The organism is Enorma phocaeensis, assembly GCF_016901575.1.
Taxonomy (GTDB): Bacteria; Actinomycetota; Coriobacteriia; order Coriobacteriales; family Coriobacteriaceae; genus Limicola; species Limicola phocaeensis_A.
Window position 1 is genome coordinate 1 of the sequence record NZ_JACJKQ010000017.1, and the last position, 12591, is coordinate 12591.

10 protein-coding genes and 1 pseudogene are annotated in these 12591 nt (G+C 62.2%); 2 read left to right on the forward strand and 9 right to left on the reverse strand.

Annotated elements, in window-relative coordinates:
* Positions 1 to 331 precede the first annotated feature (331 nt).
* Positions 332 to 2365, reverse strand: coding sequence for a molecular chaperone HtpG (htpG, locus tag H6A15_RS08230; RefSeq protein ID WP_204673275.1), 2034 nt, complete (start codon positions 2363 to 2365; stop codon positions 332 to 334).
* Between the two features lie 601 nt (positions 2366 to 2966).
* Between htpG and H6A15_RS08235 the strand changes: the two genes are divergently transcribed.
* A complete protein-coding gene (locus H6A15_RS08235) occupies positions 2967 to 3818 on the forward strand; it encodes a hypothetical protein (RefSeq protein WP_204673276.1) in 852 nt (283 codons plus the stop codon).
* A 30-nt stretch (positions 3819 to 3848) separates the two neighbouring features.
* On the opposite strand, the gene H6A15_RS08240 is transcribed toward H6A15_RS08235, so the two are convergent.
* The 4 genes from H6A15_RS08240 to H6A15_RS08255 all read right to left on the reverse strand — a co-directional run bounded on the left by H6A15_RS08240 (position 3849) and on the right by H6A15_RS08255 (position 6940).
* Complete coding sequence (locus H6A15_RS08240; RefSeq protein WP_204673277.1) at positions 3849 to 4340, reverse strand: GNAT family N-acetyltransferase; 492 nt, start codon at positions 4338 to 4340, stop codon at positions 3849 to 3851.
* A gap of 75 nt (positions 4341 to 4415) precedes the next feature.
* A complete protein-coding gene (locus H6A15_RS08245; protein ID WP_204673278.1) occupies positions 4416 to 5357 on the reverse strand; it encodes a transketolase family protein in 942 nt (313 codons plus the stop codon).
* A 2-nt stretch (positions 5358 to 5359) separates the two neighbouring features.
* Positions 5360 to 6181 carry a transketolase gene (locus tag H6A15_RS08250; protein WP_204673279.1) on the reverse strand — a complete coding sequence of 274 codons (822 nt, stop codon included), beginning with the start codon at positions 6179 to 6181 and terminating at the stop codon, positions 5360 to 5362.
* A 75-nt stretch (positions 6182 to 6256) separates the two neighbouring features.
* The gene (locus H6A15_RS08255; protein WP_204673280.1) at positions 6257 to 6940 is read right to left on the reverse strand and encodes a transaldolase family protein; all 684 of its coding nucleotides are present in this window, start codon (positions 6938 to 6940) and stop codon (positions 6257 to 6259) included.
* 189 nt (positions 6941 to 7129) lie between these two features.
* On the opposite strand from H6A15_RS08255, the pseudogene H6A15_RS08260 reads away from it, so the two are divergent.
* Positions 7130 to 7396 (forward strand): annotated as a pseudogene (locus H6A15_RS08260) (substrate-binding domain-containing protein); the annotation flags it as partial.
* A 16-nt stretch (positions 7397 to 7412) separates the two neighbouring features.
* On the opposite strand, the gene H6A15_RS08265 reads toward H6A15_RS08260, so the two are convergent.
* From H6A15_RS08265 to H6A15_RS08280, 4 genes are all read right to left on the reverse strand, one after another.
* Positions 7413 to 8882 carry a sensor histidine kinase gene (locus H6A15_RS08265; RefSeq protein WP_204673281.1) on the reverse strand — a complete coding sequence of 490 codons (1470 nt, stop codon included), beginning with the start codon at positions 8880 to 8882 and terminating at the stop codon, positions 7413 to 7415.
* A complete protein-coding gene (locus tag H6A15_RS08270) occupies positions 8882 to 9562 on the reverse strand; it encodes a response regulator transcription factor (protein WP_204673282.1) in 681 nt (226 codons plus the stop codon). Before H6A15_RS08270 ends, H6A15_RS08265 begins: the two co-directional genes overlap by 1 nt.
* A gap of 241 nt (positions 9563 to 9803) precedes the next feature.
* A complete protein-coding gene (gene pstB / locus H6A15_RS08275; protein ID WP_239462473.1) occupies positions 9804 to 10595 on the reverse strand; it encodes a phosphate ABC transporter ATP-binding protein PstB in 792 nt (263 codons plus the stop codon).
* A gap of 219 nt (positions 10596 to 10814) precedes the next feature.
* Entirely contained in the window at positions 10815 to 12311 is a 1497-nt protein-coding gene (locus H6A15_RS08280; protein WP_239462466.1) for a sensor histidine kinase, read from the reverse strand.
* Between the last annotated feature and the right edge of the window lie 280 nt (positions 12312 to 12591).

Consider the following 12591-nt stretch of genomic DNA (forward strand, 5'->3'; position numbering starts at 1 on the left):
AAGGGCTACTGGGACTGACGCCCGGTACCCGATAGGCGGAAGGGCGGTACCGTCTCCCCGGAGGGTCGGTACCGCCCCCGAGGAACGCCGGTACTAAAAACGCGTGCTAGACACACGTGATGAACTTGCCACGAAGCGCAGCCTTCTCTGAGCGGCAGCATATCGGGGGACCATCCATAAAGGAGCCGCGCGAGGCGATCTCGTACGGCGCGGCCCGATTGCCCGATCGTCACAAAAGGGCGCCGTGCCCGTTAGTTGCGACACGGCGCCAACGTTACGGTGGCATATGGTGCGGCCGGCAGCCTGTTCAGCCGCCCCCGCGGCCCTTGGGCTACATGAGCTCGCAGACGTTCTGCGCAAACGCGACCGGATCTTCGGGCAGCATGCCTTCCACAAGCAGCGCCTGGTCATACAGCAAGCCTGCATACAGCTTGAGCTTGTCGGAATCGCCGGCATCTTGGGCTGCGACGAGCTTCTGGAAGACCGGATGCTTCGCATTGAGCTCGAGCACGCGCTGGGCCTGCGGAACCCCGGGCATGCCGCCCTCGGGCCCCTGCTTAAAGACCTTCTCCATCTCGAGCGAAACCGGCCCTTCAGTCGTGATGCATGCAGGCGCCTCGCCTTCGTTCACCAAACGCGAGGAGACCGCGACCTTTTCAACCTTGTCGCCGAGAGCCTCCTTGAGCGCGCCGAACAGGTCCTCGTGCTCCTTCGTCGCCTCCTCGGCATCCTTCTTCTCGTCGTCGGTGGCAAGATCGAGGTCGCCGGTCGCAACGTTTTTAAGCTCAAGGCGGCGGTCCTCAACCTCGGGCTCCGCGCCGTCGGCCTGGGCCTTCTGCGCAGCCTCGCGCGCCGCATCGCCCTCGTAGACCTTCGGCATGTCGCGGGCCACGTACTCGCGCATGGCCTGGAACGTGAACTCGTCAACATCCTGCGTGCAGAGCAGCACGTCATAGCCGCGCGCGAGCACGCCCGTCACCACGGGCATCTTCGCCAGGCGCTCGCGGTCATCGCCCACCGCGTAGTAGATGGCCTTCTGTCCCTCGGGCATCGCCTTGGCATACTCGGCAAGCGTGACCATCTTCTGTTCCTTAGCGCTCCAGAACAGAAGTAGGTCGCCGAGTTCCGACGCCTTTGAACCGTAGCTGTTATAGATGCCAAACTTGATGCCGCGGCCAAAGTTCTCGAAGAACTTCTCGTAGACCTCGCGATTGTTGTCGCGCATGTCTTCGAGCTCCGAGGTGATCTTCTTCTCGACGCGGCGCGCAATGGCGCGCAGCTGGCGGTCATGCTGCAGGGTTTCGCGGGATATGTTCAACGAGACGTCCGCCGAATCGACCACGCCGCGCACAAAGTTGTAGTAATCGGGCACAAGCTCGGCGCACTTCTCCATAATCATAACGTTAGAGCTATACAGCGCCAGGCCCTTCTCGTAATCCTTGCTGTACAGGTCGAACGGGGCACGCCCAGGCACAAAGAGCAGCGCATCGTATTCAAGGGCGCCTTCCGCGTGGAAAGAAATCGTGCGCGCCGGGTCCTCATAGTCGTGGAAGGTGCTCTTATAGAACTCGTTGTAGTCCTCTTCGCTGACGTCAGAGCTGTGCTTCTTCCAGATGGGCGTCATGGAGTTGATGGTCTCAAGCTCCTCATAGTCCTCATACTCCGGCTTGTAGTCGTCGCCAGCGTCTTCAGGCTTGGGCTTCTGGCGGCTCTTGGTGACCATCATCTGGATGGGGTAGCGCACGTAGTTGCTATACCGCTTGATCAGGTCCTTCAAACCCCACTCTGAAAGATAGCGATCGTAGCTTTCGCCCTCTTCGCCATCGCGGCCGGGCTCGTTGTCGCGCACGGTCAGAATGACATCGGTGCCATGCGAGGCCCGCTCGCCCGGTTCGATGGTATAGCCCTCGAGACCGTCGGACTCCCATACATGGGCCGCATCCTCTCCGTAGGCGCGCGATACCACACGCACCTTGCTTGCGACCATAAACGCGGAGTAAAAGCCGACGCCGAACTGGCCGATGATGTCGACGGCGTCGCCCTGGCTCTGAGCGTTCGCCTCCTTGAACTCCTCGCTCCCCGAATGGGCGATCGTACCGAGATTGCGCTCGAGCTCTTCCTCGGTCATGCCGATGCCGTTGTCCGAAATGGTGATGGTGCGCGCATCGCGATCAAACGCAACGCGGATGGCAAGATCGCCCTCGTCAAGCTTGATGCTCTCATCGTAAAGACTTCTAAAGTTAAGCTTGTCAACAGCGTCGGATGCATTCGAGATCAGCTCGCGGAGGAAAATCTCCTTGTTGGTGTAAATCGAATTGATCATGAGGTCGAGAAGCTTTTTGCTCTCGGTTTTGAATTGGCGCATACCTGCTGTCCCTTCTACCTGCTGCGCGAGGCATTGCCTCGCGCAGCACCCCTTTCGGAGCCGTCATGTTGTTCCTACAGCATAGTACCCAACATTGCGCTTATAAAACCTCAGTGTGTAACACTTAGATTATTTCAATACTACTCATCAGAGCGCTCCACGATTCGCCGCCATATCCAACAGCAAGTGCGCCACAACATAGCAATCGCCTCATGTGGTCAAAAAGTATGACGATATAGCAGTCCGACCTCTCTTTTTTGGATCTGCATAGAGTAAATCAGGGCCTTACAAGCTACTTAAGGACCACGTAGTCCTCCAAACAGTGCTTGACATATAGTCTAACCCCCTAGTGAGGCGGGTAGAATGAAGCTGAATTGCTCTACCGTCACCATTTTTGACCACATCCAGCACAAGACATCGTAAGGCACTCTAGTACAGTCCCATTTCTATTCATATACTAGGTCTTTTTATTCAGTTCATAGTCGGAGGCAGCCTCATGAGCATCTGCATCTGCGGGCCATCGGCCCTGGAACTATTCCGAAGCCATGGCAGGCTGGTCCCAGACCTCCTAAAGCAGCCGCGCACCGCTAGAACCGATGACTTGATCATTGAAACGCCGCCCTGGCTTGAAGACGAACTTCCCCGACTGGGCGTTACAACCAAACCCTACCACCTCATGGTGGGCAACCCCTCCGCGTGGCATCATTGCGAAGGCGTGGTTTGCCACAAGCGCAGCACACCGCAACCACCTCGTTCCCTCGTCGCCATCAACGACGACATACGCACGTCGTCACCCGAGCTGTTGCTGTACGACCTGGCAAGCTATACCGACTTCGACCTTATAGACCTCATCCTTGTGGGATATGAACTCTGCGGAACCTATGTACTCGACCAGTCGTGGGACGGCATGACCAACACCGATGCCCCCATGACATCGGCAGCCAAAATAAACAGATGCCTATGCAGACTGGTCGGCATGCCCGGCGTCGCTCGCGCCCGCGCCGCGCTTTCCCTGGTGCATGACGGATCGAACTCGCCCATGGAAACCATCCTGTGCATGCTGTTCACCTTGCCTCGAAAACTGGGCGGATACGGCCTGGGACCTGTCTCGCTTAACCATAAGATGGCAACCGCGACCGGTCCGCGCTGGGTGGACGTGGCGTTTACAGCCGCAGCGTTGGGGCTCGAGTACAAGGGTGCCCAAGCGCATTCGATCGAGCGAACCAAGCGGGACGACCGCCGACAAAACAAGCTGGTCGGCTCAGGAATGACCATCATAAACGTCTGGTACGAAGACCTGGTCACACCGCATCTCTTTGAACAGCTCGTAGCCGACATATTCCATGCCATGGGCAAGCGCCTGCGCATACGAAGCGCATCGTTTTCCGTGCGCCGAGCGCTGCTCATGCAGAAGCTCATGCCCGCCATCACGCGCTTTGGAAGCTTGGTGTAGCTGGGGCGCCGAAGCCATGCAGCCGAAACCCTAGAGCCGCTTCGCCATCCAAAGATGCGGCTGGCCCTCGTCTTCATAGTCAACGGGCGCAATGGGCTCATAGCCGAGTTTCCGATACAAGTCCTGCACGTACTCCTGGGCATGAAGCTTCATGACCCGCGCGCCCGCCCGGACGGCAGCCCTTTCTGCCTCGACGACCAATGTCGCCGCCAGTCCCCTTCTGCGCCACGGAGCCAACACCGCAACGCGGCCCAACAGGTAGACCTCATCGGGCAGAAGGCCGCCATCATACGAGCATGCAGGGGCATGGGGAGCATCAGGGGCAAAGCTGTGTTCAAGCGGCTCGGGAAACGTGCGGGCGCATCCGACCAGCTCGGAGCCAACATATGCCGTCACATGAATGCATGCCGGCACATCGTCAAGCGGCTCGAACTCGTTCTCGTAGCCCTGCTCCTCCATGAACACGGCCCGCCGCACGGCAAAGGCATCGTCGCGTTTTCCAATCCCGACCGTGATGTCCACAGACCCCTCCTTTTCGAGACGAAAAGGCGCCGCGCCCCAAGGAGCGCGGCGCCTCGGCCAAATCAGATATCGAGCCTACGCAAGCAGCTCGCGCACGGCGCGCTCGACGCCGTCCGCGTCGAGGCCATACTTCTTGAGCAGGTCGACCGCGGGCCCGGACTCGCCGTACACGTCCTGCACGCCGACCTTCTTCACCGGGACGGGGCACTGCTCGGCGAGCACGTCGCACACGGCGCTGCCGAGGCCGCCGATGACCGAATGTTCCTCGGCGGTGACCACCTTGCCGGTCTTGCGCGCGCTGGCGACGATGGCCTCGGCGTCGATCGGCTTCACGGTGTGCATGTCGATGACCTCTGCCTCGATGCCGTCGGCAGCGAGCTTCTCGGCTGCCTCGAGGGCGGCGGCGACCATGAGGCCGCAGGCGACGATGGTGACGTCGGTGCCCTCGCGCATGCAGATGGCGCGCCCGACCTCGAAGCTGTAGTCGGGACGGTCGTTGATGACGGGGGTCGCCAGACGGCCGAAGCGCATGTACACCGGCCCGTCGAGCTCGTACGCGGCGCGCACGGCGGCGCGCGCCTCGACGTCGTCAGCAGGCACGATGACCGTCATGCCCGGGATGGAACGCATGAGCGCGATGTCCTCGTTGCACTGGTGCGTGGCGCCGTCCTCGCCCACGGAGATGCCGGCGTGCGTGGCGCCGATCTTCACGTTGAGGTGCGGGTAGCCGATGGAGTTGCGGACCTGCTCGAAGGCGCGGCCGGCGGCGAACATCGCGAAGGTGCTCGCAAACGCGACGCGGCCGGTGGTGGCGACGCCCGCGGCGAGGCCCATCATGTTGGACTCTGCGATACCCGCGTCAAAGAAGCGGTCGGGGTAGGCCGCCTTGAACTTGCCCGTCTGGGTGGCTGCCGCAAGGTCGGCGTCGAAGACGACGAAGTCGTCGTGCTCCGCGCCCAGCTCGACCAGGGCCTCGCCATAGCTCTGGCGAGTGGCGATCTTCTTCACGTCTGCCATCTCTAGGCCTCCTTCGAAAGCTCGGCCATGGCCTGCTCGAACTCGGCGTCGTTGGGCGCCTTGCCGTGCCAGCCGACTTGGTTCTCCATAAACGAGACGCCCTTGCCCTTGACGGTCTCGAGCACGATGCAGGTGGGCGACCCCTTGGTCTCGCGGGCCTCGGCAAAAGCGGCGCGCAGCTGAGCCATGTCGTTGCCGTCCGCGACCTCGACCACGTGGAACTTGAACGCGCGGAACTTGTCGGCGATGGGCATCGCGGAGTTGACCTCCTCGATGGTGCCGTCGATCTGCAGGCCGTTGTGGTCGACGATGATGCAGAGATTGTCCAGCTCGTGGTTGCCCGCAAACATGGCGGCCTCCCAGACCTGGCCCTCCTCGACCTCGCCGTCACCCAGCAGGGCATAGGTGCGATAGGCGTCGCCCCAGTGCTTGGCAGCGAGCGCCATGCCCACCGCGGCGGAGATGCCCTGGCCGAGCGAGCCGGTGGACATGTCGATTCCGGGGGTGTCGTTCATGTTGGGATGGCCCTGCAGGTGGCTTCCGATGTGACGGAGCGTCTCGAGGTCCTCCTTGGGGAAGAAGCCCCGCTCGGCGAGCACGGCGTAGAGGCCCGGCGCGCAATGGCCCTTAGATAGCACAAAGCGATCGCGGTCGGCCTTATGGGGGTCGGTCGGATCGATGTTCATCTCTTCAAAATATAGATACGTCATGACATCCGCGGCGCTGAGAGAACCGCCCGGATGGCCGGACTTTGCGGCGTGCGTGCCGATGATGACGCCTTTGCGGACCTCGTTTGCGACCTTCTTGAGCTCGTCGTCGGTCATGAGGTGCCTCCTTTCAAGACATGCCCGCCGGGGCCCCTCTGGGGGCGCCGGCGGGCGACCTAGGTCAGACAGGGCTTACTGGGCCTCGACGACCTTCTTCCAGTCGGCCTCGAAGCTGGCGAGGCCCTGGTCGGTGAGCGGGTGCTTGAGGCACTTCTTGAGCGCGGCGAACGGCACCGTGGCGATGTCGGCGCCGAGCAGCGCCGCCTGGGTCACGTGGTTCGGGGTGCGCACCGAGGCGGTGATGATCTCGACCTGGCCGTCGACGTTCTTGCCCGCCCAGTCGTAGTTCTTGATGCAGGTCACCACGTTGGCGAGCTGCTCGATGCCGTCCTCGGCGATGTCGTCGAAGCGGCCCACGAACGGCGAGATGTAGCGCGCGCCGGCGTTGGCGGCGAGCAGTGCCTGCGGGGCGGAGAACACGAGCGTCATGTTGACGCGCACGCCCGCGTCGGCGAGCGCGCGGCAGGCGGCGAGGCCGGCCTCGCACACGGGGAGCTTCACGACGATGTTGGGGGCGAGGGCGGCGAGGCGCTTGCCCTCCTCGATCATGCCCTCGGCCGTGGTGGCGGTGGACTCGGCGGAGACGGGCAGGCCCTTGCAGAGCTCGGCGATCTTGAGCATGTGCGGCTCGAAGTCGGCGAGCCTGCCGCCCGTGCGGGCGTAGAGCGACGGGTTGGTGGTGACGCCGGCGAGGCAGCCCCAGCTCTTGGCCTCGGCGATCTCGCCGAGGTCAGCGGTGTCGATGAAGAACTTCATGATGAACGACCTTTCACTTGTATACCGATAGGGAACACGTGGGAAAAGACCGTACCTAGGCAGAGATAGGGCTCCCACGTACAGCTTAGCAGACGCGCCCGAAAAAAGCGGGGGCGCTATCTGCGTTTGGAGGTTTTCTGAGTCCCGACGCGACTCGCGCGCACCCTAGCGCGCAAGACGCTCGTCTTTGTTCAGAATCAATGGGCGCTCGGTCGCGTATACCAGGCGCTTCTGCCCATGGCGCACCTCATGCCGCAGCAGATTGGACTTCTGGGCATCAACAACTCCGATTGGACATGTCTGACGACGCCTTCCATCTCTACCGTCGTGGAGCCGGTGCGCGAGGTCGGCCAGCGCGCATGCGAAATGCTGCTCGACCTTCTGGATGGCAAGGCAGGCACCACCCACCAGGAAATTCTGGGCTGCGAAACCAACTGGTTGGACTCGACGCTCTAGAACAGGCAAGCAGCGGCTACGCCGTCGTGGCGTCTAGGACGACGGGAGAAGCGCCTTCGCCCATATCGGGCCAGACCTGTACGGGGAAGGTCACGGTGATGCACGTCCCCTGCCCCAGCTCGCTCGCGAGGTCGATGTTTGCGCCGTGGAATGAAGCCGCGTGCTTCACGATGGCGAGACCAAGGCCGGTGCCGCCACGAGCTTTCGAACGACTTTTGTCCACGCGGTAGAAGCGCTCGAATACCTTGTCCTGCTCCTCGGGCGCGATACCGATGCCCGTATCGATGACCTGGATATAGGGGCGCTTCGCCTCATCCATGCCGCAGGCAAGCGTCACCTTGCCTCCTGGCAGGTTGTATCGGATGGCATTGCTCGCAAGGTTGTAGGCAAGCTCGTCAAGCAGCCTCGGAACGCCCACGACCATCGAGGGATGCGGGTCACACACAATGGTGACCTCGCCCTTTTTGGCGACCTGCTCCAGGCGCTGCATCACCGAATCAAGCATCCGCGGCAGATCGACCGGCTCCATGGAGCCCAAGATGCTCGTCGAATCCGCATGGTCGGAACGCTCCGCCTCGTCGAGATTCGAAAGCGTGAGGATGTCGTTGACCAACGCGGTCAGCCTGCCCGCCTCACGGTAGATGCGGCTGCCGAAATCGCGCAGATCGGCATCGTCGGCGACCATTCCGCCCGCAATAAGCTCGGCATAGCCCGAGATGGTCGTAAGCGGGGTCTTAAGCTCATGGGTGATGTTGGCCGTAAACTCGCGGCGCATGCGATCGTTGTCCGCAAGCACGCGCATCTGTCGCTTCAGCTCCTTGCGCTGGCTTTCGATGCGCTCCAGCATGGGCACCATCTCTGAATAGGCGTTGTCCATGTTGCGTTTGGGATGGTCCAGATCGACGTCAAGCAGCGGAGCGATGATGATACGCGACTCGCGGCGCGCGGCAAAAAATGACACCACGAGCACGATGACCGCAATCAAAATGAGCGGCGCCACAAACGACGCCAATATGGCGATGAGGCCCTCTTGCGCCTCGGCCAGGCGCACCACCTGCCCGTTATCAAGCGCCACGGCTTCATAGAGCATGACCTCGCCAAGCGTCGATGACGATCGCTCGGCCGAGCCATGGCCCTCCGCCCTGGCCTCTTCGATCTCGGGACGATTCTCATGGTTTTCCATGAGCGACTCGGATTCCTCGCTATCGTAGATGACGTCGCCGCCCACATCGATGAGCGTCACGCGCTTGGAATCGAACTTCATGTTCTTGAGCATGGCGACATCGTCCTCGGCGCTGTTGAGCGCCGTGGCAACGATCTCGACCTCGTCATAGAGCTCGTTTTTGGTAGAACGCGCCAGGTTGGCGTGCAAAAAGACCGTGCCGGCGATGGCAAATACCGCGATGCCGATAAATGCGACCGAAAACACCGTGCCGAAAACACGGCGCGAAAGCGTGTGCTTGGCTGCGAGCGCGCTCACAGGCATCACGCCGAGCGATCAGCGAAGCGATATCCCACGCCACGCACCGTTTCGATGCAGGTAGAGCGGTCGCCGAGCTTTTGGCGGAGCGTCTGCACATGGACGTCGACGGTGCGCGAGCCGCCGTCGAAGTCCCAGCCCCACACGCTTTGCAGCAGCGCCTCGCGCGTGAAGACAACGCCGGGCTTGCGCATGAGGAACTCCAGCAGGTCGAACTCTCGAAGGGTGAGCTTGACCTCATGGCCGTCGACCGAGACCTCTCGGTGGCTCGGCGACAGCACGATGCCGGAGTTTGCCAGGACGTCGGTCGGCTTCTTGGTCATGCCGCCGCGCCTCAGCAGCGCGCGGCACCGGCTGGTGAGCTCCATGAGCGAGAACGGCTTTGCGAGGTAGTCGTCGGCGCCGCCATCGAGCGCAACGACCTTGTCGAGCTCGGTGTCTTTTGCCGTCAGCATCATGATGGGCACGGTCGCCGTCTCCTGGTCCGCACGAAGACGACGTAGGATCTCGAGGCCGTCGGTGTCGGGCAGCATGATGTCCAGCAGTACCGCGTCGGGCACCCTTCGGGCAACGGCAGCCTTGAACTCGCTATCGCACGAGAAGCCCTCGGCCTCGATGCCCTGCTGGTGCAGCGCATACAGGGTGAGCCCGCGAATGTTGTCGTCATCCTCGACGTAGTAGATCATCGAACCTGTCACTCCAAACCACAGAAGTCTCTATGGGGGCATGCTATAGCTCATCTTACACCGCATGCCCGGACGCCTTCGCGACCCGGGCATGTCGATACCATATGTTTTACGTCGCCCGCCGGGCAAGCCCGGGGACTGCGACCACACCAGACCCATTGCGGCACGGGACAAGACGAGGCCCGCCGATCCGCGCCACCCGAGATAGGGTGCGCCTGGTGAACCCGGCGCGCCCCCGCGATCAGCCGAAGCGGCCGGTGAGGTAGTCCGAGGTGCGCTTATCCTTCGGGGCGCTGAAGAGCTCCTTGGTGGGCGCATGCTCGACGAGCTCGCCCAGCAGGAAGAACGCCACGGAATCCGAGATGCGCGACGCCTGCTGCATGTTGTGCGTCACCACAACCAAGGTGTAGTTCTCCTTGAGCTCGACCGCGAGCTGCTCGACCATAAGGGTGGAGACCGGGTCGAGCGCCGAGGTGGGCTCGTCCATAAGAAGCACCCTCGGCTTCACCGCGATGGCGCGCGCGATGCACATGCGCTGCTGCTGGCCGCCCGAAAGGCCCAGGCCGGACTGCTTGAGCTTGTCCTTGACCTCGTCCCACAGCGCCGCGCGCTTGAGCGACTCCTCGACGATGCCGTCGAGCTCGGAGCGGCTCTTGATGCCAAGGCCGCGCGGGCCGTAGGCGACGTTGTCGTAGATGCTCATGGGGAAGGGGTTGGGGCGCTGGAAGACCATGCCCACCTGCTGGCGCAGGCGGGTGACGTTGTAGTCCTGGTAGATATCGTCGCCGTCGAGGGTGATCTTTCCCTCGATGCGGCAATCCTTCACCATGTCGTTCATGCGGTCAAAGCAACGCAGCAGCGTGGACTTGCCGCATCCGGACGGGCCGATGAACGAGGTGATCTCACGTTCGCGGATGTCGATCGAGACGTCCTTGAGCGCGTGGTGGTCACCGTAGAACAGGTCGAGGTGCTCAACCGAAAGGCACACCGGATGCTCGTCGCGTGGAGAGGACTCCGGTACGACCTGGCCCATCTCTGCCGCATGCGCCGCGTTCACCGCGTCCATCCATTCCTTAGAATCAGCTGTAGACAATCTGAGTGCCTCCTCGCATGAAACGTCATATAGCCTTGTTGATGGTACGTTGCACGTTTCATGCGGCTGAAAACGCATTGTCAGGAGCGTGTAAGGTCACAGGCGGGCATGCCGCGCCACAAAGGCGGAGCAAATTCTGTGGCGGGGGCATCCCTCGCCCTACATGGGCAGCACGATGGTGAAGACAGTCGCCTCGGGCGTGGAGGTGCATTCGATGGTGCCGTTGTGCGCGGTCACGATCTCCTTTGCGATGGCAAGGCCCAGGCCCGCCCCGCCTCGGTTGGTGGCACGCGCCGCATCCAGCCGGTAGAACTTCTCGAAAATCACCTTGAGCTTTGGAGCCGGAATGGGATCGCCTTGGTTCTGGAACTTGATGCACACCGTTTCGCCCTCCTGGCGCGCCGATACCATGATCGTCGACCCCTCGTAGCTGTAGGCGATGGCGTTTTTCATGACGTTGTTGAACACGCGCGCCATCTTGTCACCGTCCACGAGCACCGTGAGCCCCGCCGGAACGTCGATGTGCGCCTCTTTGTGCTGCTCGGCAAGGGTGGGATAAAACTCCTCGGCAACCTGGGAGAGCATGAGGTTCAAGTCCACATACCCGCGCGTGAGCACGATGTCGTGGAAATCGAATCGCGTGATATCGAAAAACTCCTCGATGAGGATGTCCAGACGGTGCGCCTTCTCGAGCGCGATGCCCGTGAAGTGCGCACGCTGCTTGACGGGGAGGTCCGGGGCCTCTTCGAGAAGCGACAGATAGCCCACCACCGAGGCAAGCGGGGTCTTTAGATCATGGGCAAGGTAGGTGACCAGGTCGTCCTTGCGACGAGCCTCGTCGCGCAATGCCTGCTGCGCCATGCGCTCGCGCTCGCGCACGCGGTTGAGCGTAGACTCGACCTCCAAATAGTCGCCGTCGAGCCCGCTCCAATCGCCCGGGCGCTCGATGAGGCGGTCCACCATATGCTGGGCGATGTCGCGATCCGCCTGCGCCTTGCCGGTATCGACCCCGCGATAGTACATGTATCGGCCAGCGAAGAACGCGGCGCAGACCGCGAGCGCCAGCAAGAACCCGCAGAACATAAAGAGGTAGTCGATCCCGAATACGATGGGCCCCTGGGCGCTTTCCGCGATCATGCGGCCGACAAAGATCACAAACAGCCAGGAAAGGCCGCCCATGACGATGCATCGACGCACGTTGACGAAGCGGTCGATGAGGATGTAGCCGACCAGCATGAACGCCAAGAACATCAGGATGTTCTCGACGCCGACAAGGACCACCAACAGGATGAACAGCATCACGATCGACACGATGCGGTTGTCCACCACGCGACGCACGCGCTCGAGAAGCTCCGCGTTCGAGTCCGCGGCACCCTGTCCGATCATATCCTGCAGCTGCTGGGCATCCGCCGATATGGTGCTCTCGGCAAACTGCCCGGTTCCGGCACTCGCCTCGGCGGCGGCGATGACCGACGAGGCGTCTCCGCCCGAGACCGCGGAGACGTCGCCGTGCCCTGCACGCGACGTCGTGCCCCCTTGGTCAGACGCGGACGTGTCTGAGACCGTGCGATGCGCAGACGAGACCGAGTCAGATGCGGCGGCCTCTGCCGCCCGGCGAGAACCCGCGGTCGCCGAGCCGGGCTGGCCGTCCGCCATGCCGGCGGAAACGCTCGACGCCGTGCCGCCTTCTGCTTCGCAAACACCCGCCGACGGGTGCTGCCCCGTCTTCGTGCCCGGTGTCGCGACCCCGCCGCTCGATGCTGCGCCGTTGGGCCGTCCGGTCACAGGGTTGACCGGTGCATGTGCCTGCCTTGATTGGGAGCTGTTCTTAAGCTTCACGCGTATCCCTACTTATCGCTTCGGCCGCTCCTCGCACGTGAGCCGCGCGGGCGCCGAATCATATGCCGACGGTATTTCTGAACCAAAGTATAGAAAG